This is a genomic window from Maricaulis sp. MIT060901, assembly GCF_047123815.1.
Lineage (GTDB): Bacteria > Pseudomonadota > Alphaproteobacteria > Caulobacterales > Maricaulaceae > Maricaulis.
Genome location: NZ_CP138920.1, coordinates 534071 through 556285 on the forward strand (window position 1 = coordinate 534071; position 22215 = coordinate 556285).

Here is a 22215-nt window from a genome sequence, read left to right on the forward strand (position 1 = left end):
CTACGCCGTCTCCAGACGTCCCAGGGCCTCGGAGACCTTGGTTTTCTGGGCGGTGTAGTCGGCCAGCTTGGCTTTCTCGCCGGCGACGACCTCTTCCGGGGCGTTGGCGACGAATTTGGCGTTTCCGAGCTTTTTCTCCAGGCGCATGATCTCGCCATCGAGCTTTTTCAGCTCCTTGGCCAGGCGATCACGTTCGGCGTCCAGATCGATCACCCCGTCCAGCGGCAGGGCGATGACCGTTTCGCCGACCACCGTCTGCGCCGAGGCCGGCGGGACGCTGTCAGAAGCCGAGATCTCCTCGAGGCGGGCCATGCGGGCCAGCAGCGGACGATTGCGCTCGACACGGTCGAGAATGTCTTGCGACGCGCCCACCAGAACCGCGTTGAGCGGCTTGCCCGGCGCGATATTCATCTCGGCCTTGAGGCTGCGGATATTGGTGATGACGTCGATGAGCCAGCTCATCTCGGCCTCCGCATCCGCATCAGCCAGACCGTCCAGCTGCGGCCAGACGGCCACGATCAGCTGGGTGTCACGCTTGGCGGTTTCCGTCCACAGCGCCTCGGTCACGAACGGCATGAAGGGGTGCAGGATCTTCAGCGCGATATCGAGCACATAGGCGGTCGTCGCCTGGGTCTCGGCCTTGGCCGCTGCATCCTCACCGCCAAACAGCGGCTTGGCGAATTCCAGGTGCCAGTCACAGAAGATGTTCCAGACGAAACGATAGGCTGCAGCCGCCGCCTCGTTGAACCGGTATTCGTCCAGGCCCTTGTTGACCGCAGCAACGGTCGACTGGGCTTCGGCCAGGATCCATTTATTGACGGTCTGGGTGACGGAAGACGGGTCGAAACCGGCCGGCACCGCACACTCATTCATCTCGCAGAAACGCGCCGCATTCCACAGCTTCGTGCCGAAATTGCGATAACCTTCAACGCGTTGCGTGGACATACGGATGTCCCGCCCCTGCCCGGCCTGGGCCGCCAGGGTGAAACGCACAGCATCAGCGCCGTATTCATCGACCAGTTCCAGCGGGTCAATCACATTGCCCTTGGACTTGGACATTTTCTGGCCCTTCTCGTCGCGGACCAGGGCGTGGATATAGACATCCTTGAACGGCACCTGCGGCTTGCCGTCTTCGTCCTTCATGAAGTGCAGCCCCTGCATCATCATCCGGGCGACCCAGAAGAAGATGATGTCGAAGGCCGTGATCAAGACGGTGTTGGGGTAGAAGCGGTTGACTTCAGGCGTCTGCTCCGGCCAGCCCAGGGTCGAGAACGGCCACAGGGCGGAGGAGAACCAGGTATCGAGGACGTCAGTATCGCGCTCAGACAACACGCAAAAACCAACACCTTCTTCACCTCGCCAATTACAATTGACATCAATCTGGAAGAACTCGTCACGGAGCCCACCGCCCAGACGATAGCCAAAGTTTCCATCAGCCCGGTCATCTTCTCCGGTGATTTCAGCGAAACAACGAGAAGTGTCGATGCTAATATTCTGACCGAGCGGGTCTTTTGAGTAATAGTCCGCCAATTGTTGGTGAAGGTCATCACGGCTTGTCGCTGCGAATTCCACACGCTCATCCGGATTTGTCTTCCAGCTATCCCAATCATGACTGGCACCTTCCTCCTCAGACTCAAGGAGGTAGGCGAGCCGTTTTGGACCCGACCAAACGGGAATCCGATGCCCCCACCACAGCTGACGCGAAACACACCAGGGCTGGATGTTGCGCATCCATTCAAAATACGTCTTTTCCCAGTTTTTCGGGTGGAAGGTCGTGCGGCCATCCTCGACGGCGGCGATGGCTTCCTTGGCCAGCTCACCGGCATTGGCGAACCACTGGTCCGTCAGCATCGGCTCGATAACGACATTGGACCGGTCACCGAAAGGCTGTTGGATTTTCTTGTTTTCCACCAGCGGGATGGGCTGAGGTGCTTCCTCATCCCCATCCTTGGCTTCCGGCGTCACCATGACAGCGAGACCTTCCGCCGTGATATCGGCAATGATTTTCTCGCGCGCCTCGAACCGGTCGAGACCGCGATAGTCTTCCGGCACCAGGTTGATCGCATCAACCTCGGCCTCGGACGGCAGGTCTGCGCCCCTGGCAATCGCCTGGGCCTTGGTCGCACACTCGTCATAGGACGGCCCATCGGCGCGCATGGTGGCCTGGGTGTCCATCAGGCGATAGAGCGGGATGTTGTTGCGCTTGGCGACTTCATAGTCGTTGAAATCATGGGCGCCGGTGATCTTGACCGCACCGGAACCAAATTCCGGGTCCGGGTACTCGTCCGTGATGATCGGGATCAGGCGGCGATGCTCCTTGGGGCCCACCGGGATTTCGCACAGCTCACCGACGATCGGCGCATAACGCTCATCATCAGGGTGAACGGCAACCGCGCCGTCGCCGAGCATGGTTTCCGGGCGGGTCGTGGCGATGGAGATATAGTCGCGCTCTTCGGTGAGCGTGACATTCCCGTCCTCGTCCTTTTCCACATAGGTATAGGTCTTGCCGCCAGCGAGCGGGTATTTGAAGTGCCACATATGGCCGTCGACTTCGATATTCTCGACCTCGAGGTCGGAAATCGCCGTCTCGAATTTGGGATCCCAGTTCACCAGGCGCTTGCCGCGATACATCAGGCCCTGCTTGTAGAGCTCGACGAAGACTTTCAGCACCGCCTCGGAGAGGCCCTCATCCAGGGTGAAACGCTCGCGCGACCAGTCACAGCTGGCACCCAGGCGGCGCAGCTGTTGCAGGATCATGCCGCCGGATTCTTCCTTCCACTCCCAGACACGTTCCACGAATTTCTCGCGGCCCATATCGCGGCGGGACGGTTCCTGGTTGGCGGCCAGCTGGCGTTCAACCACCATCTGGGTGGCAATGCCCGCATGATCGGTGCCCGGCTGCCACAGCACGCTGTCGCCCAGCATGCGCTTGTAGCGGCTCAGCACGTCCTGGAGTGTGTTGTTCAGCGCGTGACCAATGTGCAGGCGGCCTGTCACATTGGGCGGCGGGATGACGATACAGAACGGCTTGGCGTTCGGGTCATCCTTGGGCTGGAAGGCTCCGGACTGCTCCCACGCATCATAGATACGGGTTTCGGCTTGGGCTGGGTTGAATGTCTTTTCCATCATGATCCGCGCATGAATAAAGGGCACCGACGGTCTCGTCGATGCCCTTAGATGATTTCAGTGTTCGACGAAAGAGTTAGCGACGGCGTGCCACGCGGTCGATCTCGGCCTGTACCTTTTCATCCACAATGCTCGGCAGGTTGGCATCGAGCCATTCCTTGAGCATCGGACGAAGCAGAGCGCGGACGACACCTTCCAGTGTACGGCCCTCTTCTTCGGAAATACGGATGCTGTCAGCCAGCGTGTGGAAGGAGCCCATCGCCGCTGCAGCAGCGCCATCAGACATGATGCCATCAGCTACTTCGGCCTCGACCGCGTCGAAATCGACCACCGGCTCCGGCTCGGCCACGACTTCCGGCTCTTCCTCTTCGCGATCGACGATCATCAGATCATCGTCCATCGTCATGGGATCCGTGCCTGCATCCGGCTCGTCGACCATGTCGGTCAGCTCGAGCACGTCCTCCGCCTCGGGCCCCGGCTCTTCCTCAGCAGCGGGCGCCTCGTCAAACATCGAATCGATGTCGTCCTGGGAGTTGGATTCTTCTTCCGCCGGGGCAGCTTCTGCTTCGGCAGCAGGAGCCTCGTCCTCGTCCTCGTTTATGATCCGGCGGATCGAGGAGAGGATTTCTTCCATTGACGGTTCGTTTTCAGCAGCATCAGCCATGTGTGCGGATCCTTTGTCCGGCAATTCTCGTCTAACGCGAATAAACCGGGGCGGACGGCGGATGTCCACCCCCACGTTTCGCCTTCAAGGCTAATTCCAGGGCGTTAAGTCAAAGTTATTGAAGCGCGAGCGGGAGTTTTCCACAGCTGCAGGATCATACAGCTCAACACCCAGTCCCAGACTGTCTGCCGATAGCAGGCCCATGGCCTGAAGCAGACGATAACCGGCGACATAGCTGTCACGCTCGGCCGTCACCAGGGTCAGGCGGCTTTCCAGCAATTCCTGTTCGGCATCCAGTACGTCCAGCGTCGTTCGAAGGCCGACATAGGCCTCCTGCTCCACACCATCCAGCGCAATCTCGTTGGCCAGAACGGCCTGACGGCTGGAATCGATGACAGCAAGAGATGCAACGTAACCCGTCCAGGCATTTGTCACACCTTCAGTCACCTGGCGGCGGGCTTCATTGACCTGGAAACGGGCCTGTTCTTCCGATGCCACGGCCGCGCGCACACGTGAGCGGTTGAGACCACCGGTGAAGATCGGCATGGACACGGTACCCGTGATCGACGTGCTGTCGCGCTCATCACCGGAGAAACTGCTGTCACGTGCCGCAGATGCAGACGCTCGCAGGGACACTTCCGGACGCATCGCGCCGCGTGCGACCTGGATGCCGTGGCGGGCCGCTTCCTCGCCATACTGGGCCGCGCGCAATTGCGGGCTGTTGTCAAAGGCGGCAGAGGCTGCGTCGGCAAGATTGTCCGGCAGTGACGGCAGGGCCGGCGGCTGTTCCAGCGTTGCAGCCGGCTCGCCAGTCACACGCTCATAGGCCGCGCGGCTGACGGACAGCTGCGACTGGGCACCGGCCAGCTGGGCCTGAGCACCGGACAGGCGCGCCTCGGCCTGGGCCACGTCGGTGCGGGTGATCTCACCCACTTCAAACCGGTCCTGGGCGGCCTGCAGGTGCTGGGCCAGGACGTCGACATTGTTGCGGCGGATTGACACGACTTCCATGTCACGGCGGACATCCATGAACGCAGTAACGGCATCCACCAGGACGCCCTGCTCTACCGCACGCAGGCTTTCACGACCGGCCATGACCTGGGCACTGGCCTGGTTGATCTGACCAGACGTGCGGCCTCCACGATAGATCGATTGTGTCGCCGTAATGGAGTAGTTCTTCGGCGTGGAATCTGTTTCCGACTGCGAGACGACTTGCTGGTTACCGAGAACAAATGTGCTGCGGCTCTCCGTGCTGTTGCGCGAGATCGAGGCGTCGGCGGACACGGAAGGCAGTCGCGCCGAGCGCGCCTGGACCCAGCTTTCATCGGTCGCGCGAAGACGTGCGCGCTCGGCCTGCAGGGTCGGGTTGGTATTGTAGGCGTGGGCCAGGGCTTCTTCCAGGGACTGGGCCTGGGCGTTTGCGGCAACAGCCAGCAGCGAAACTCCGGCGGTCAGGGCCGCAACCCAACGAGACATGCGAACCATACTTCTGTCCTCTTTCCGGCAACAGACTCAGCAATTGTCTGCACCCATCATAACGTGACCCGCGCCAGAAACCAGCGCGAGCCTGTCGCCCATATAGGGTACCAAATAGCAGAAGTGAACAGCGTTCACTCTTTTATTTTGGTAATTCTTCTAACGCGCGCTTGAACGTAGGGCTCGACGGCGTTCCGTCGCGCCCCCAGCTGCTTTTTTAGAGCGAAAAGCTCTCAGCGCGCTCGAAACCTGGAATAGTTGAGGTGGATGCGTCGAAGACAACCTTCTCGCCGATGCCCGAAGCAGAGCGCGTGAAAATCGTCGCCTTGCCCACCGGGCCCTTGCGCACGACAACGGCCAGACGGCCACCATCAGCAAGCTGGTCGAGCCAGGCCTGCGGGACGTCTTCAACGGCACCGTTGACGAAGATCACATTGTACGGACCCTGGTCGGCCTCGCCGGCCTTGGGGTCACCGGAGATGACGACAGCGTTGTCGGCACCACACTCGGACAGCAGGTCGCTGGCGCGAGACTGGCCGTCCTCATCATCATCGAGGCCGACAACGGTTTCCGCGAGCTTGGCCAGGATGGCGGTGGAATAACCACGACCACAGGCAATATCCAGCACCATCTCATCGCCCCGGATGTCAGCAGCCTGGATCAGCTTGGACATGTCGCGCGGACGCATCATGCGGCGCGCCTCGCTTGTGGCGACCTCACCGTCCGCATAGGCAGAAGCCAGCTTGGAGCGCGGCGTGAAGACGTGACGCGGCACCGTCTCGAAAGCGCCGAGCAAACGGCGGTCGGTGATATCGGACGGGCGGATCTGGCAATCCACCATCTGCTGTCGGGCCAGGTCGAAGTCGCTCACGGAGATCTCCTCAGCGAATGGGAAGGCAAGTTGCGCGTGATATATCCTGTGCCGCGCCTTGCGGGCAAGCATCACGCTGCGCGACAGGCCAAAACAACGCAGGCGCGGCGAATATCAGTAGAAAATGTCGTGGCCGATTGCCCCACCCGTCCGGGTTGGTTATAGATCGCGCCTCGCATTTTCGGCACCGTGGCGGAGTGGCTACGCAGCGGATTGCAAATCCGTGGACCCCGGTTCGATTCCGGGCGGTGCCTCCACCCTTCGCGCTTCGCGCGTCGGGTGGCGAGCCACCCCAAGCGTGAATACGAGCGAAGCGCGTGCGCGAAGAGGTGCCCTTCGAAGCCTTGGCGTAGAAGGGCTGCCGCTCCCCTAGAACTCCACCCGCTTTCCCTTGTGGTCGAAAAGCTTTCCCGTGTCGGTCGGCGCAAGACTATCCAACACGTCCAGTATCTCCTCAGCGGCAACTTCGGGCGTGCGCACATCCAGCCCGGATTTGGAGAACGGCTCCGACAGGCGACTCGCCACTGTTCCCGGATGGATGGCAACACAGATCGCCTCGGGGTTCTTGCGCGCCAGCTCGATCGAGCAGGTCCGCACCATCTGGTTCAATGCCGCCTTGGATGCGCGATAGCTGTGCCACCCGCCCAGCCGATTGTCTGAAATCGACCCGACCCGGGCGGACAAGGTGGCGAAAACCGCGCGCGAATCACGCTGCAGCAGGGGCAGGAAATGCTTCATCAACAAGGCCGGTCCAACCGTGTTGAGCTGGTAATCCAGCAGCATGTGTTCGGCGTCCAGCGCACGCCAGCTGCGCTCGGGCATATACCCGTCGCCGTGCAGGAAACCGGTGGCATCAAACACCAGTTCTACCGGCTGGCCGACCTCGCGAACATGGTCGGCGACGGCTTTGATGCTGGCCTCGTCTGTCAGGTCCAGCGCGGGCGTCGTTGTGCGTGCCACGCGCAACACCGTATCGTCCTGCTCTTCCAGCCGGTCGGCGATTGCCGCGCCAATCGCCCCGCTCGCCCCGATGACTATTTTCGTCAAGATCATGCTCCGCTGACAGGTCCAACCCGGTACACCAGACGTAGATCATGCAGGTACAGCGAAAAGGGCAGGCATGACCGATCTCGTTCTCATTCTGGGTGATCAGCTGACGCCCCAGATCTCCAGCCTGTCACAGGCCAGCCCCGAGACGGCCCACATCGTCATGGCCGAGGTGACGGATGAGGCGTCCTATGTTCGCCACCACAAACGCAAGCTGGCCTTCACGTTTTCTGCCATGCGCCATTTCCGCGACGCGCTGCGCGCCGCGGGCTGGAACGTCACCTATTTCACGCTGGACGCTGGTCTAGCGAGCCTTCGCGAGGCCGTTGCCCGCACCCTGCAGGACGGTGCCTACAAGCGTGTTCTGGTGACCGAGGCGGGGGAATGGCGCCTGCACCAGGAGATGCGCACCTGGGCCGACACGCTGGGCCTGCCGGTGCTTGTCGCGGAGGACGGGCGCTTCCTTGCCTCCCATGACGACTTCGCGCGCTGGGCGGAGGGCCGCAAACAGCTGCGCATGGAGTATTTCTATCGCGAGATGCGCAAGCGCACAGGCCTGCTCATGGATGGTGACAAGCCTGCCGGCGGTCAGTGGAATTTCGACAAGGACAATCGCAAGCCCGCCGAAGCCAGCCTGTTCATGCCACCGCGCCATGCAACACCCGTGGATGCGGTGACGCAGGAGGTGCTCGACCTCGTCGCAGACCAGTTCGCGGAGCATCCCGGCAGCCTCGACAGGTTCGATTTGCCGGTCACCCGCGCCGAGGCCGAACAATCGCGTGATCATTTCATGCAACACGCCCTGCCGGGTTTCGGGGATTACCAGGACGCCATGCTGGCCGCAGAGCCCCTGCTCTATCACTCCAACCTGTCGACAGCGCTCAATGCCGGCCTGCTCGATCCGCTCGATCTGTGCCAGCGAGCAGAGCGCGAGTATCGCGACGGTCGTGCCCCGCTCAATGCCGTCGAAGGCTTCATCCGCCAGATCCTCGGCTGGCGAGAGTATGTGCGCGGGATCTATTGGCGCGAAGGCCCGGATTATGTTCGCCGCAACGCGCTGGATGCCCGCCGCCCCCTGCCCGACTTCTACTGGACGGGCGAGACGGATATGACCTGCCTGTCCAAGGCCATCGGACAGACCCTGGAACTGGGTTACGCGCATCACATCCAGCGGCTGATGGTGACCGGCCTGTTCGCGATGCTGGCGGACGTCGACCCCTTCCAAGTGCACGAGTGGTACCTGGCCGTCTACACCGATGCCTATGAGTGGGTGGAGGCGCCCAATGTGATCGGCATGAGCCAGTTTGCCGATGGCGGGCTGTTGGGCTCGAAACCCTATGCGGCCAGCGGTGCCTATATCGATCGCATGTCGGATTACTGCTCTGGCTGCAAATACGATGTGAAACAGAAAACCGGGCCGACGGCGTGCCCCTTCAATGCGCTCTACTGGGACTTCCTCGCGCGTCACGACGCGACACTGCGCGGCAATCCGCGGCTTGGGCCCGTCTATCGCAACTGGGACCGCATGGACGCTGACCGCCAGTCCGCCTTGCGCCGCAGTGCCGAGGCGTTTCTCGCCTCGCTCTAGCGCGCGCGGCGACAGCGCTCCGAGCAGTATTTCACCTCGTCCCAGACCTTTTCCCATTTCTTGCGCCACTCGAAAGGCCGCTGGCAGACCGCGCAGGTCTTGGTTGGCTTGGGTTGGCGGGCGGAATGACGGGCGGAATGACGGGCCATCTCAAAGCCCCAGCGTCAGTTGATTGGACGGTTTGCCGCCGGATCGTGCCGGCGAACGTCGGCGGCCGGACCGGCTGGCGTGCTTGCGTACGATGCTGGCCGCCTCATCGCGAAAGCCCGGCGCCTTGCGTGCCGCGTGGATCCGCTCACGCGCGGCCCGTGCCGCCGCAGCGACATCGACAATCGGCGCAGGATAAGCGCCCGGGGCTGCAGCAGCGCGCGTGGACCACTTCCAGGGCTCATGCAGGAAACCGTCAGGTATATCGGCCAGCTCCGGGCACCATTGCCGGATGAAGACACCGTCTGGGTCCTGGTCACGTCCCTGTTTGACCGGGTTATAGATGCGGATCGTGTTGATCCCCGTCGTACCGGACTGCATCTGGATCTGGGACCAGTGAATGCCAGGCTCATAGTCCAGGAACATGCGCGCCAAGTGCTGTCCCGACGACTGCCAAGGCTGCCAGAGATGATAACTGGCGAAGGAAACGAGCATGGCCCGCATGCGAAAATTCAGCCAGCCCGTGCGGTTGAGCGAACGCATACAGGCGTCGACAAAGGGAATACCGGTCTGCCCCTCGCGCCAGGCCGCCATGCGCGCTTCATCGACCGCGTCGCGCTCGAGTCCTGAAAGCCCCGGGTGCAGGTTGTCAAATTCGATCGAGGGCTGGTCTTCCAGCTTCTGCATGAAATGGTCGCGCCATTGCAGCCGGGACCGGAAACTCTGCAACGAGCCGCGCCAATGGCGTCCCACCGCGCCAGCGGGGACATCCGCTCGGCGATCTTGCAGACGGTGGTAAACCTCGCGGACGCTCATCACCCCAAGGGCCAGATAGGGTGAAAGCCGTGAACACGCTGCTGCACCGTCCAGCGGACTCGACATGGCCGAACGGTAGAACTCACCGCGTTCAAGCAGGAAACCTTCAAGCACGCGCTCGGCGGCATGGCGACCTCCGGCCTGCCCGGCCCGCTCGGGCTGCAAACCCAGCTCTTGCGGCTCAGGCACCCTGTCATGCCGGACATCCGGCGCTGGCTGCAGGACCGGACGGTCGGCGACCGGCGCAGCGACATGGCGTTGCCAGTTGCCGGCCCAGCCATCGCGCGACGGCAGCCGCCGGATTACGCCGCCCTGGCTCAGCTCGTTCCACTCGACCGACAAATTACGCAAGGCCTGCGCCACGGCGAGATCGCGTCGATAGGTCCAGGCATTGCCGGTTTCCTCGTGAGACCACAGCGTGCAGTCGGGAAACTGGCGAGTGAGATCTGCGAGGATATCGACGGCATCACCGACGCGAATACAGAGCAGGCTGCCCAGCGCCTGCAAATCCGCATTCAGCCCCTCGAGGCATTGCTGGAGGAAATCATACTGACGACCAGAGACATCTTCCTGGCGCCAGAATTCCGGCTCGACGATATAAAGCGGCAGGACAGGCCCAGCCGCAGACGCCTCGCGCAGGGCGAGGTGATCGCTGACCCGCAGGTCGCGCTTGAACCAGAGAATTTGAACAGGACCAGAGCTCGCCATACTGCATGAGTTAGCGCGCCCGGGATCAGGATCTAGCCTTCCGCTTCAGCAGCAGAGGACTTGGCGGTAACACCAGCCCGCTCGAGCTCCGGTCCGAGCTTGCCCATCAGGAACATGCCGAACATCTTGTAGTCCGCGATCAGCGACCACAGCGGATAGGTAAAGGTCGCCGGCTTGTTGTGCTCGACAAAGGCATGGCTGACCCAGGCGAAGAAATAACCCGAAACCGGAACAGCCAGCAGCAATAACCAGGTCTGGCTGATCAGCGCCCCCAGCAGGACCGCGATCGCCAGAGTCGAACCGACATAATGCCAGGCGCGAGTCGCCGGGTCGGAGTGTTCACGCAGGTAAAAGGGCCAGAACTCGCCGAATGTATTGTATTCTCTCATTTCAAACCTCCCCGATTCGCCGTTCGGATCAGTATGGCATAGTGATTCGCGGTCAATAAAGCGCCGGGTGGTGGTAAATACCGACTCTTCAGAGTCCGCTGTATTTTGATGATTCCATTAGGGATTCATCAAGGACAATAAACCAATTCCCCAATTCTACCCATTGAATTAACCCTCCATTAAGAGATTCGGCCCGATGTTTTACCCGTCTTCCCGTGAAGACACCCCACCATCCACCCAATGCCTTTTCGGGAGCCTCCGTGGCTCCCGATTTTTTTTGCAGCAAACGGGTGCGATTACCGCTTTTGGGTGCTTGCGCTTTTGCCCAACGCTCTGATAAAAGCCCGGTCTCGCTTGTGAGAACGGTATTCCCCTGTAGCTCAGTTGGTAGAGCAGGTGACTGTTAATCACCGGGTCGGCGGTTCGAGCCCGTCCGGGGGAGCCATTCTCAAGCGAGGTTTCCAGAACAAGACGCCAGACACGCCGCTGACAGTGATTACATCAGCGCGGGCAATCAGTGCGCCTTGCGCCGCGCCCCAGGACCAAACTGCGAGATCTCCATGAAACTTTCCACGCTTGTTGCCCTTCCCCTCTCCTGCCTGGCCCTGGTGGCCTGTGGCCAGTCCACTGAGGCGCCTGGGGAAACAGGAGAAGCGGTACGAGCCGATTCGCAAACCAGTGCCTTTGCGCCCATCGTTGACAGCTGGGCGGAGCGGACGCGGTTCAGCGGCAATGTCCTGGTCGTGCGGGAGAATGAGCAGATTTTCGAAACCTCGTTCGGTTTGGCCAACCGCGAGGCGAATATCCCTGTCGATGCCGACACATCCTTTGTTGTCGCCTCGCTGACCAAGACCTTCACAACCGTGCTCACCCTGCAAGCGGTCGAGGCGGGGCGACTGGAGCTTGATGCGAGCTTGGCCTCTGTCCTGCCGGAGTTCGTGGCGCCCTGGGCCAACACTGTCACGGTGCGCCAGATGCTGCAGAACCGCAGCGGCCTGCCGCACTATATCGACCTGCCGGGCTGGTTCGAGCCGGGCGGGAAACTGCCTTATACCCGCGAGCACCTGCTGGACACGCTCGCCAGCATGCCGCTGCGCTTTGAACCCGGCACGGAGTATTATTACTCGAACGCCAATTTCTATCTGCTCGGCCTGATCCTCGACCGGGTCGGCGACCAGCCCTATGAGCAGCAATTGATCAGCCAGTTGCTTGAACCTGCAGGCCTCACGGCCACCGGCCAGATTTACCAACAGGACGAGAGGCTTCGCCTGGCAGGCAACTACATGCCCGACGAAGACGGTGGCTATTTCCAGGTCGAGATAGAAAACCCGGCGGTCTTCCGAGCTACGGGCAGCCTGCATGCAACAGCCACCGACCTACTGGCCTGGGGGCAGGCCATGATGCGAGGTGATTTCCTCAGCCAGGAGAGCCAGGCTGTCATGCTCGACCCAGACCAGCCCATGACCTGGATCCTGACCGAGGTTCCGACACTCGATGACAGCGAGATGATCGCGGTCCGCACCTATAACGGACGCATTGCCGGCCATGTTTCGATGCTCACCCTGTTGCCGCAATCGCAGGAAATCGTCATCGTGATCTCCAATAATGGCGTGGATTACGGCGAGCTGGCAGGTCTGAGCGTGGAAATCGCCCAACACCTTCACGCCGGAGCGAACTGACGCGCGCGCTGGCAGGCTTCAACGTAGGCAAACCGGGTCATCATGCCCTCCATTCGCCTAATTGCCCTGACCGTCCAGTCCTTTGCCCTTGCAACCTGTGCCAGCGTGCAAGAGCGGCTGGACGATAGGCGATCTCCGAGCACCTAGTCCTGTCGTGGAAAATCGAGGTTGCGGACGCGATTTCGGTCGACGGTGAGGCCGGTTGACAGGCCGCGCCCATCCCGCACCACCCGGATTCTATAGTCATTCCAGGTCAGGTAATCGCGTCCCACAAGCTGCAGCGTTCTGGGTCGATCATTCTTGACCATGACATACTCACCGTCCGCCGTGTGTTGAAGAATGATCTCCGTTTCCGTTTCGGCATTGAAATAACGTCCTTCGATGCTGGCGGGATAGGTCTCTTCATCGGGAGTTGGCGGGACTTGCTGTGCGAATTGCGGGCTCTGGCTGGGCGCATAGAGCGCGAACCCTCGCCGCCCCTCGGCAGACTGTGTCAGCGTGAGCCGGAGATTCGGATTTGTCTCGTAGTGATAAAGATTGTCAGCTTCGGGGATCAACCTGACCGGCTCGCGCCATTCGATTTCCCGGAACAGATCTCCATCGCGTGAAACCAGCCGGACAAATGTCCCGCTGTCCAGTTCGTACAGTCCGAGAAAGCCATCTAGGGAGCCGATATCGCTGATCACGTCAGGACCAGCGGGATAGGTCGCTGCATCGGTGAAGACATTGTCAAAGGCAAGATTGGCTGTGCGCACGGCCAGCGCGACCGCGCTGATATTGCGATTATTGCTTACAACCACGATCGACGCCTGAAAATCGGGAAACCGCAAGACATGGGTATTGTAACTGCCCGTTGCCCCCTCATGGAAGACGGTCCGGGCGCCGCGGTAAAAACCAAACTCCAATCCGTAACCATAGGCCGGGTTGGACAATCCCTCGATCGGGCGCTGGCTCATCTCGATCAGGTCATCAGGCAGGCTTCTGTCTGCACCCCAGATCTGGGTTTCCCAGCGCAGCAGATCCGGTAGCGAGGCATACATGAAGCCGTCGCCTTGGGTATTGGCGATATCCGCATCCTCCAGCCAGCCGGAGCCATAATTGCCATAGGCTCGCGCCAGCCGCGGAATGACAACGCCATAACGCCGCCGAATACTGGAATCCCCCAGTCCGCGCTCGGAGAGGAAGCGGGTTGCGTAGACGTGAAACGGTTCATCGACAACCGCAGAGACAAGTTCGGCCAGCAGGATATAATTGGAATTGCTGTACCGATAATCCGTGCCCGGCTCAAAATTGAGCGCGACCTGACGGTTGAGTAATGTCAGCGCTGTGCGATTGTCGAAATCGGTTTCATACCAGGTGGCATTGGTAATGAAGTAGAGGTCATAGACGTCACGAATTCCGCTGGTGTGATTGATCAACTGACCCACCGAGATTGGCGGATCAATCCCCTCCATCACACCGGGTAGATAGGTCCTGAAGTCCTGCGACAGGTCTACGCGACCGGATTGCGCGAGCTCCAGCACCATCAGCGCCGTGTATTGCTTGGCGACCGACGCAATATTAAAGCGCGTGCTTGCGTCGATCGGTGTCGGCGTATCGAGATTGGCCAAGCCTGCGTAATGGCTGAAGACGACATCACCACCCAGCACAATGCCGACACCGGCGCCAGGCTGGCCGGGCTCGACCATTTCCTCGACTAGCCTGCTTATGGCCTGGACGGCATCGTCCTGGAGTGCTGGCGCAGCTTGAGCTGCGCTGTTTCCCGGTACAAGCCAAACGGCCACGCTTGCGATGATACACCGCAAATTGATCCAGTTTCCCACGATTTCCCCGCTTCAACTGCAAAAGCGTCTGCCCGGTGAGACGCGAAAACTGCACTCCTGCGTCAAATATAGCCCAAAATGTTGATGCACAAGGGTTTTGGGCCGAGAAAATCAAAGCAAGCGGGAGGCCGAAATGCCTATTGCGCGGACTGTTGGAGGCTGGAGGAGGGATCGGACACTTCACCCGCCTCGCTCTGGCGCGCCCACATTTCGGCATAAATGCCACCGAGCTCCAACAACGCGTTATGCGTGCCCGTCTCGGCAATGCCGCCATCCTTCATGACCACGATGCGGTCTGCATTGGCGATGGTGGAAAGGCGATGGGCGACAGCGATGGTTGTGCGGCCACGAGCGGCTTCGGTCAGGGCAGCCTGAACCTCTTTTTCCGTCTGGCTGTCGAGCGCTGATGTCGCTTCATCCAGGACCAGCACCGCCGGCTCCTTGAGAATGGCCCTGGCGACGCCTACCCGCTGTTTCTCACCGCCGGAGAGTTTCAGCCCGCGTTCGCCGACCTTGGTGTCGAGCCCGTCTTGCAGATCGCGCACAAAATCACCCAGCTGGGCGCGTTCGATCGCTTCCCAGATTTCGTCCTCGCTGGCTTCCGGACGGCCGTAGAGCACATTGGCGCGCAGCGTGTCGTTGAACAGGACGACGTCCTGGGGAACCAGGCCCAGCGCCGAACGCAGGCTCTCCTGGCTGACATCGCGCAGATCCTGGCCGTCAATCGAGACCGCACCACCGGCCGGATCGTAGAAACGGAACAGCAGTTTCAGCATCGTCGACTTGCCGGCGCCTGAGGGCCCGCACAGGCCGACAAAACTGCCCGGGGGCACATCCAGGCTGACCTGGTCTACCGAGCGCTCACGACCCTCATGGGCGAAGCTGACCGCATCAAACCGCACCGCGCCGCCTTTCAGCGCCAGGTCTGACGCGTCAGGCTTGTCATCAACATCGGGTTTGATCGCCAGCGTGTCGAACAGGCGCTCCATGTCGACTGCACCCTGTTTGATCTCGCGATAGGCCCAGCCCAGAATGTTCAGCGGCTGGTAGATATTCATCAGGATCAGCGTCACCGCCGCCACATCGCCAGGCTGCAACACGCCATTCCAGGCCTTCCAGCCTGCCGTTAGCGCCATGGCCAGCAGGCCGGCATTCATGATGAAGGCCTGGGCGCCATTGAGAAGCGCCAGCGAGGACTGCGAACGCACCGCGGCTCCGGCATAGCGCTGCAGCGCATTGTCGTATAGGTCGGTCTCGCGACGCTCGGCGGCGAAGGCCTTCACAGTCTCGAAATTGATCAGGCTGTCGACCGCGCGAGCATTGGCCTCGTTGTCGGCGTCATTCATCTTGCGGCGGATCTTCACGCGCCACTCGGTCACCGTCCAGGTCAGGCCCATATAGATCACCACCGTCGCCACCGCGATGGCAGCAAACTCCCAGCCGTAATTGAGGCTCAGCACGCCCGCAGCCAATACCAGCTCGAACAGGGTGGGCGCGATATTGAAGACCAGGAAGCGCATCAGGAAATCAACCGCACGCGCCCCGCGATCAATGATCCGGTTCAGCGCGCCGGTGCGCTTCGTCTGGTGATAGGACAGTGACAGCCGCTGCACATGTCCAAAGGTGCGCACCTGGGTCAGGCGCTGCGCATCCTGGCTGACTGGAGCGAACATGGCATCGCGCAGCTGCGGCATGCCCACCGACAGGAAACGCGCTCCGGCATAGACCAGGAAGGCGATAACAAACAGCGAGCTCGCATCTGCGACGCTGACACCCTCTCCGCGCTCGGTGATCAGGTTGATGCCGTCACCGAAATAGACCGGCGCCGCTACTGCGAACAGTTTCGCCACCACGGTCAGCGCCAGGGCAATCACCATGCGCAGACGCCATTTTTTCATCTCCGGCGAGGCCAGCAGCCCGAACAGCCGCGCCATCGCCATGCCCAGACTGCCCGTCGGGGCAGCCTTGGTCTCGTCTTCACTATCAGGAACAGAAGGTTTCATCGCGCCCAGAGATAGGGCGGGATGGCGTCCAGCGCTAGGGGGGCGGTGTTCAGCCGCCCTGGCCGTCTTCCGTATCAGGCGCGGTAAACACCTGGCCAGGATAGATCAGGTTGGGGTCGCGGATCTGGTCACGATTGGCTTCGTAGATGACGGTGTACTGGACACCTTCGCCATAGAGACGACGCGCCAGGCGCCAGAGGGAATTGCCCGGCTGGACGACAACACTGTCCGGACCGAGATTGATATCTTCCGGCGCGACACGCTCGAAGGGCAGTGCGATGACAGCGGAGACAAGGCCTTCCGGCGTGACCTGGTCGATCTGGAGATCATAAATGCCCGGTGCCAGCAAGGCTCCGGCCTGCAGCGTCCAGCGACCGTCACTGCCGACTTCGCCCTCGCCCACCATAGCGCCATTGGCGAAGATGCGCACTGACGTGCCGGTTTCCGCACGACCGGAGAAGATCACCGCTCCGGTCTCGTCATAATCGATGGTTTCCAGCACCAGGGCACCCATATCGGCATCGGCGCAGGACGGGCATTGCCAGACACGACTGGCTTCACCCGGACGGCCGACAATGACCAGCGGGGTCGGGCCCGGAACTTCCGGAATTGAGACGACGACAACCTGTTCGGATCGCAGTTCCTGGCCATTGGTCGTCCGCATGAGGAGACCCAGCTGGATAGCACCGGATGGCAGGGGTTCATCCACGATGATGACCCATTCGCCGCGCTCATTGACCGGCATCTCAGTGGTCCGACGACCATCATGCTGGAAGCTGATCGGCGCGTCATCGGCAAGGACCTGGATGATAGCGCCCGGCTCACCACGCCCCGCCATGACGGCAGAACCTCTCGGATCGACACGCACAATGTCGAATACCGGCGGCGCCAGCGGCAGACCTGTCTCAACTTCGGACACAACCTCGGCGGTGTCTCCGGAGACGTCTTCGGATACAGGAGCGCGATCCTCGGCATCATCGGCGGAGGGGCGATACATGATGAAAGCCAGCGCAGACACGACTGCCAGCACTGCCAAGACTGCGGCGATAATGAACGACCGCGTGGCGGTCATGTTCGGCCTCCTAATTTTTCCGTCGGAATACGCGGGAACTGCAATCGGATCGGAATTTTTCCGATGCAAGCCTCGCGCCGACGTCTATCGGCGAATACCATCCCCTCAGAAGAATGCAAACATGGACGGTGCTTAGATGGCAAAAGTAAGGTCGATTGGTGTCTTTTGCGGTTCACGACTTGGCGAGCGAGCCAGTTACGAAATCGCCGCGGAGGCTGTAGGCCAGGCCATCGCCAAGGCCGGGGCCAGGCTGGTCTATGGTGGCGGTGATGTAGGCCTGATGGGGGTATCCGCTTCCAGCGCAGCAGCGCTGGGTGGTGACGTGCTGGGCATTATCCCAGGATTTCTCATCGCCCGTGAAGGTCATCTTGACGGTGTCGAAGTGCGCATCGTGGAAACCATGTCCGAGCGCAAGAGCCAGCTGATCGCCGAATCGGATGCCTACCTGATCATGCCTGGCGGAACCGGTACGCTGGAGGAAGTCTTCGATGTCGTCTCGCGCCAGCAACTCGGCCTGCACGACAAGCCGATCGCCTTCCTGGACATTGACGGGTTCTGGCAGCCCCTGATCGAGCTGATCAACCATACGGTCACCGAGGGATTCTCGCCGCAGACGATTGCCGACCACATGGTGCTGGAAGCCGACCCGGCAAAGGCCATCGACTTCCTGCTCGACAATATGCAGGAGGAGCAGGACGCCTAGTCCGGCTCCCCTTTCGGATCAAAAACATCCTCGATCTTGAGATCGAAAGCCTCGGCCAGGGCAAAGGCCAGGGTCAGTGATGGATCGTGTTTGGACGTTTCCACCGCGTTGATGGCCTGGCGGGAGACGCCGACACGTTCTCCCAGCTCGGCCTGGCTCCAGCGGCGCTCTGCACGAAGAACTCGCAAGCGATTCCTCATGAGTAACGCCACTTCAGGACACAGGCCATCAGGCCGTAAGTTCCTATGAGCGCTGGGAATATCCAGATTGTCGGAATGGCCGGCAGGTCCAGCGAGGCCTCCAGGAATCCCCAGGCGAAAGTCCCGAAACCCACCAACAGGGAGGCGATCAGCATCGCCTCCGCAATGACACGTTTCTGGAACTCATCGATCGCTCGGTAGAAAGTCAGTACCGCATAGAGCCCGAACAGGGCCGGCACCACCGGCGACACGGCTAGAATGCCAGTGACAACAGGTCCGTAATCACCGGAACGCAGAATATAGACCGAGCCGAACAGGATCAGCATATAGCCCACCATCGAGCCGCCGAACTGGATAAAATAGCGCTTCACATGAGGCTGCATCATCATCTCCCCAGAACTAGTCATCGAGCTCGCCACGCAGAAACTCCACGAAACGCTCGGGCTGGTCGAACATTATGAAGTGCCGTGAGTCGGTGATCATGTGCACCTCGGCATCGCGCGCAGTCGCGTACTGACCCTCATAGATGCCGCGCAGCTGGTCCTGTGTCACCGGCGCCCCCGGCGCCCAGGCCACAAGCACATCAATCTCTGCATCGACATCGCCAAGCACAGGCGAGAAATCCGTGCCGGCCACCTCACCCATGGCGCGAGCCACCGCGGACTGGTCAGCGCGCTCCATGTAGGACATCACGCGGGCCTGGCCGTCCTCGGTGATCGACTGGATCATCAGGCCCTGGCGGCTCATCGACAGGTATTGATCGCGTGACATGGAAGCCATCTGGGCTGCCATGCCCTGGCCAAATCCTGCCGCCTGCTCCGGCGTGATCGCCGGATTGAACAGGCGCGCATAGAATGGCGCGCTATCAACGACGATGACCTGGTCCACGGCCTGTGGACGAACAGCCGCGAGCTGCAGGGCGATCTGCGCGCCCATGGAATGCCCGACCAGGGTCAGCCCCTCGATCTGATGGGAGTCCACATAGGCGGCCAGGTCCTCGACCAGAGGGGCGATGAAGGCCCCCTCGCCCGACGGAGCGAGATCCCCGAAACCGGCTGCGGTGATCACATGGGCGTCGATCTCGCTGCCAAGGGCGTCCACCGTTTCGGTCCAGACCTCACCCGGCGAGGCCAGGCCCGGAATGAACATCACGTCCTGAGCGTGGCTGTCGCCGGCACGCTCTGCGGTGAAATGAGTCTGGGCTTCTGCCTCGGGCGAGAAAACCAGGGCACAGGCCGCAACGCCGGCGGCCAGATAAAACGGCAGGCTCATCCGATCACTCCCGTCGCTACGAAAATCGCAATGAAAACGGCGATGACAACGCCGAAACTCATACCTTCTTTTTTGCACATGTCTGCACTCCATGACTTAATGTAATGCAAACCTGACACTTGACGGCACAAATGTCAACACAACCTGACACATTGTCATTTATACGAGTCAATATGTCGACCTCTCGCGACCTGGACAGGCCGCGAGCAGGTTCAATAATATGATTGAATTACGGAGATTTAGGCCGCTTCGCCCTTGAGACGGGCGAGCACCTTGTCGCGGCCGATCAGCGGCAGCAGGACCGCCATTTCCGGGCCCCGCGGCTGGCCGGTCAGTGCGTGGCGCAGCGGCATGAACAGGCCCTTGCCCTTGCGACCGGTTGCTTCCTTGAGTGCGCCTGTCCATTCACCCCAGCTGGCTTCCGTCAGCTCGCCGGCCGGCAAAGCGTCAGCAGCAGCAGCGATGAAATCGGCATCCTCGCCCTCGATCACCGGGGTGACCGGGCCGTTGACCAGCGCTGCCCAGTCCTTGGCATCGCGAAGGCGTTCCAGGTTCGGACGCACGGCGGCCCAGACGGCCTCGCCAGCATCTGCCCCCATATCCGCCAGACGCTCCTGAACCACGGCATAGCCGGTCTCGTGCAGGATCTTGGCATTGAGACGGGCCAGCTCTTCCGGATCAAAGCGCGCCGGTGAACGGGTCAACCGGTCCAGCGAGAAACCGTCGAGCAGGTCCTCCAGGGCCATGAAGGGCTCGACCGGATCGGAGGTCCCGATACGCCCCAGCAGCGAGTTGACGGCCATGGCCTCGAAACCCTCTTCCTCACGCAGGTCCTGCATGGAAAGCGAACCGAGGCGCTTGGACAGCTTGCCACCATCAGCGCCCACTAGCAGGGCCTGGTGACCAAAGCTCGGCGCCTTGCCACCCAGTGCCTCGAAGATCTCGATCTGGGCGCCGGAATTGGTGGTGTGGTCCTCGCCGCGGATGATGTGCGTGATTTCAGCGTCGATATCATCGCAGACCGACGGCAGGGTGTAGAGATAGCTGCCATCCTCACGGATCAGGATCGGGTCGGACAGGGAAGAGGTCTCGATGGTCACGTCACCGCGCACCAGATCTGTCCAGCTGACCGGATTGCCGGACAGTTTGAAACGCCAGTGCGGCTTGCGGCCTTCCGCTTCCAGCGCGGCCTTTTCAGCGTCGGTCAGTTTCAGCGCAGCGCGGTCATAGACCGGCGGACGGCCATTGGCCATTTGCAGACGACGCTTGCGGTCCAGCTCTTCACCGGTCTCGTAACAGGCATAGAGCAGGCCCTTGGCCTTGAGGTCCTCAGCAGCAGCGTTGTAGCGGTCAAACCGCTCGGACTGCTTGAACGTCTCGTCCCACGTCATGCCCAGCCAAGTCAGATCGGTACGGATACCGTCCTCATACTCCTGGGTGGAGCGTTCCAGGTCCGTATCATCGATCCGCAGCACAAATGTGCCACCGGCCTTGCGCGCGAACAGATAGTTGAACAGCGCAGTGCGGACATTGCCGACATGAAGCTTGCCGGTCGGGCTGGGAGCAAAACGGACTTTGGTCATGGGATCAGGCCTGTGAAATCAAGAGGCCGTGGATTACTCCGCAAGCGCCTGAAGGGCAAGCGGCGGGGTTAGTTGGGCTTCCCCGCGAGCCACCAGTAAGTGAGCCCTCCCACAGCGCCAGCGGCAGCGAAGAGGAAGAACAGGCCTTCCCCGCCATTCTGCAAGGGCTGCATGATGACGCTGATCAGTCCACCGCCCATCAGCGCTCCGAGCACCAGGTCGGCAAATCCGCGCTTCACGCCTACCAGCTTTGCGATCCAGACCAGGACGGGCCAGACCAGAACCGTATAAAGCGCGACGAAGAAACCGATGAACAGGGCATAGAGGAACATGCCGCCGAGAAAACTCAACACCTCCTGCCAGCCGGTATTCGCATTGATCGCCATCACTCCGATCGGGATGATGATCGCCAGACCGGCCGCGTAACAGGCACCAAACCAGGCGGCGAGCGCGCGGAAAAACTTTTCGAGTTCCAGATCGTCTCCCGGCTCGGTGGTGACAACCAGGGCACGCGTCATGACAGCCTCCATTTAGTAATTTCTGTCATGACAGAAATTACTAAATTCGCGGGATTTGACGATGTGGCGGGGTGACGCATCGTTGGTTCAGATGGGTTTGACCGGGACGTCCGGGCGGCCGGCAAGGGACCAATAGCTCAGGCCGGCCAGCAGGCCGATCGTCGCAAACACTGCATAGGCTTGCCATTGCGACAGGTAACCTTCGGACACATTGGCTTGGGCGTTGTGCACTAAAAAGGCGCCTAGCGCAGCTCCGGCAATACCATCTCCCCAGCCGCGGGGCAGACGCAGAAGGCGCAACAGCATGACGATTACAAAACTCGGCACCGCCAGAATGAAGGCCGCGACAACACCGGATATGATCACGGCGACAGGCAAACCCATCAAGACTGTGAGCGCTTCGTCCGACGACACCCCCTCTCCGATGATCGAGAGGGTATACATGACGCTGATCAGTAACAGGGTGGCGACCAGGCAGGCCCCCGCCCACGCCAAGACTGGTCGGATAACGGTATGGAACATGTCCCCTC

General features: G+C 61.0%; 20 protein-coding genes and 2 tRNA genes. 5 read left to right on the top strand and 17 right to left on the bottom strand.

Translation table 11 applies throughout. The annotated features are described in order from the left end of the window. From SIC17_RS02715 to SIC17_RS02730, 4 genes are all read right to left on the bottom strand, one after another. Positions 1-3129 carry a valine--tRNA ligase gene (locus SIC17_RS02715; protein ID WP_412546324.1) on the bottom strand — a complete coding sequence of 1043 codons (3129 nt, stop codon included), beginning with the start codon at positions 3127-3129 and terminating at the stop codon, positions 1-3. Between the two features lie 73 nt (positions 3130-3202). Further along, the gene (locus SIC17_RS02720; RefSeq protein ID WP_291893437.1) at positions 3203-3790 is read right to left on the bottom strand and encodes a DUF2497 domain-containing protein; all 588 of its coding nucleotides are present in this window, start codon (positions 3788-3790) and stop codon (positions 3203-3205) included. Between the two features lie 90 nt (positions 3791-3880). Then, positions 3881-5266, bottom strand: a complete 1386-nt coding sequence (locus SIC17_RS02725; RefSeq protein ID WP_412546325.1) for a TolC family outer membrane protein — start codon at positions 5264-5266, stop codon at positions 3881-3883. A gap of 217 nt (positions 5267-5483) precedes the next feature. Continuing rightward, positions 5484-6137, bottom strand: a complete 654-nt coding sequence (locus SIC17_RS02730; RefSeq protein ID WP_412546326.1) for a protein-L-isoaspartate O-methyltransferase family protein — start codon at positions 6135-6137, stop codon at positions 5484-5486. A 183-nt stretch (positions 6138-6320) separates the two neighbouring features. Here SIC17_RS02730 and SIC17_RS02735 point away from each other — a divergent pair. Further along, positions 6321-6394, top strand: a tRNA-Cys gene (locus SIC17_RS02735). Positions 6395-6506: 112 nt separating this feature from the next. On the opposite strand, the gene SIC17_RS02740 is transcribed toward SIC17_RS02735, so the two are convergent. Continuing rightward, a complete protein-coding gene (locus SIC17_RS02740; RefSeq protein ID WP_412546327.1) occupies positions 6507-7190 on the bottom strand; it encodes an SDR family NAD(P)-dependent oxidoreductase in 684 nt (227 codons plus the stop codon). Between the two features lie 67 nt (positions 7191-7257). Here SIC17_RS02740 and SIC17_RS02745 point away from each other — a divergent pair, with 67 nt between their 5' ends. Next, positions 7258-8772: a cryptochrome/photolyase family protein gene (locus SIC17_RS02745; RefSeq protein ID WP_291893447.1), complete on the top strand. Its 1515-nt coding sequence runs from the start codon at positions 7258-7260 to the stop codon at positions 8770-8772. Here the strand turns inward: SIC17_RS02745 and SIC17_RS02750 are convergent. The 3 genes from SIC17_RS02750 to SIC17_RS02760 are packed head-to-tail and all read right to left on the bottom strand — an operon-like array spanning position 8769 to position 10832. Beyond that, positions 8769-8921: a DUF2256 domain-containing protein gene (locus SIC17_RS02750; protein ID WP_412546328.1), complete on the bottom strand. Its 153-nt coding sequence runs from the start codon at positions 8919-8921 to the stop codon at positions 8769-8771. The two genes, SIC17_RS02745 and SIC17_RS02750, sit on opposite strands and share 4 nt — an antisense overlap. Before the next feature lies 1 nt (position 8922). Further along, positions 8923-10443, bottom strand: a complete 1521-nt coding sequence (locus SIC17_RS02755; RefSeq protein WP_412546329.1) for an FAD-binding domain-containing protein — start codon at positions 10441-10443, stop codon at positions 8923-8925. Positions 10444-10475: 32 nt separating this feature from the next. Next, complete coding sequence (locus SIC17_RS02760) at positions 10476-10832, bottom strand: DUF962 domain-containing protein (RefSeq protein WP_291893453.1); 357 nt, start codon at positions 10830-10832, stop codon at positions 10476-10478. Between the two features lie 369 nt (positions 10833-11201). Between SIC17_RS02760 and SIC17_RS02765 the strand changes: the two genes are divergently transcribed. Both SIC17_RS02765 and SIC17_RS02770 read left to right on the top strand, forming a co-directional pair. Then, positions 11202-11277 (top strand) — tRNA-Asn (locus SIC17_RS02765). A gap of 115 nt (positions 11278-11392) precedes the next feature. Next, a complete protein-coding gene (locus SIC17_RS02770; protein WP_291893455.1) occupies positions 11393-12511 on the top strand; it encodes a serine hydrolase domain-containing protein in 1119 nt (372 codons plus the stop codon). Positions 12512-12654: 143 nt separating this feature from the next. Here SIC17_RS02770 and SIC17_RS02775 read toward each other — a convergent pair whose 3' ends face one another. The 3 genes from SIC17_RS02775 to SIC17_RS02785 form a co-directional block, all read right to left on the bottom strand. Continuing rightward, positions 12655-14295, bottom strand: a complete 1641-nt coding sequence (locus SIC17_RS02775) for a serine hydrolase domain-containing protein (RefSeq protein ID WP_412546330.1) — start codon at positions 14293-14295, stop codon at positions 12655-12657. A gap of 176 nt (positions 14296-14471) precedes the next feature. Further along, positions 14472-16337, bottom strand: a complete 1866-nt coding sequence (locus tag SIC17_RS02780; protein WP_412546331.1) for an ABCB family ABC transporter ATP-binding protein/permease — start codon at positions 16335-16337, stop codon at positions 14472-14474. Positions 16338-16386: 49 nt separating this feature from the next. Next, positions 16387-17409 (bottom strand): LysM peptidoglycan-binding domain-containing protein, encoded by a 1023-nt coding sequence (locus tag SIC17_RS02785; RefSeq protein ID WP_291893460.1) that lies wholly within the window; start codon positions 17407-17409, stop codon positions 16387-16389. Between the two features lie 136 nt (positions 17410-17545). Between SIC17_RS02785 and SIC17_RS02790 the strand changes: the two genes are divergently transcribed. Further along, on the top strand, positions 17546-18112 hold the full coding sequence (locus tag SIC17_RS02790) for a TIGR00730 family Rossman fold protein (RefSeq protein WP_291893462.1): 567 nt from the start codon (positions 17546-17548) through the stop codon (positions 18110-18112). Here SIC17_RS02790 and SIC17_RS02795 read toward each other — a convergent pair. The 6 genes from SIC17_RS02795 to SIC17_RS02820 all read right to left on the bottom strand — a co-directional run bounded on the left by SIC17_RS02795 (position 18109) and on the right by SIC17_RS02820 (position 22207). Continuing rightward, on the bottom strand, positions 18109-18312 hold the full coding sequence (locus SIC17_RS02795; protein ID WP_291893464.1) for a helix-turn-helix transcriptional regulator: 204 nt from the start codon (positions 18310-18312) through the stop codon (positions 18109-18111). The two genes, SIC17_RS02790 and SIC17_RS02795, sit on opposite strands and share 4 nt — an antisense overlap. Beyond that, positions 18309-18719, bottom strand: coding sequence for a hypothetical protein (locus tag SIC17_RS02800; RefSeq protein ID WP_291893466.1), 411 nt, complete (start codon positions 18717-18719; stop codon positions 18309-18311). The genes SIC17_RS02795 and SIC17_RS02800 overlap by 4 nt, the downstream gene beginning before the upstream one ends. Further along, complete coding sequence (locus tag SIC17_RS02805; protein WP_291893468.1) at positions 18712-19584, bottom strand: alpha/beta fold hydrolase; 873 nt, start codon at positions 19582-19584, stop codon at positions 18712-18714. Before SIC17_RS02805 ends, SIC17_RS02800 begins: the two co-directional genes overlap by 8 nt. A 239-nt stretch (positions 19585-19823) precedes the next feature. Then, entirely contained in the window at positions 19824-21167 is a 1344-nt protein-coding gene (gene gltX, locus SIC17_RS02810; RefSeq protein ID WP_412546332.1) for a glutamate--tRNA ligase, read from the bottom strand. Between the two features lie 68 nt (positions 21168-21235). Next, the gene (locus SIC17_RS02815) at positions 21236-21685 is read right to left on the bottom strand and encodes a hypothetical protein (protein ID WP_291893471.1); all 450 of its coding nucleotides are present in this window, start codon (positions 21683-21685) and stop codon (positions 21236-21238) included. 87 nt (positions 21686-21772) lie between these two features. After that, positions 21773-22207, bottom strand: a complete 435-nt coding sequence (locus SIC17_RS02820; protein ID WP_291893473.1) for a hypothetical protein — start codon at positions 22205-22207, stop codon at positions 21773-21775. Between the last annotated feature and the right edge of the window lie 8 nt (positions 22208-22215).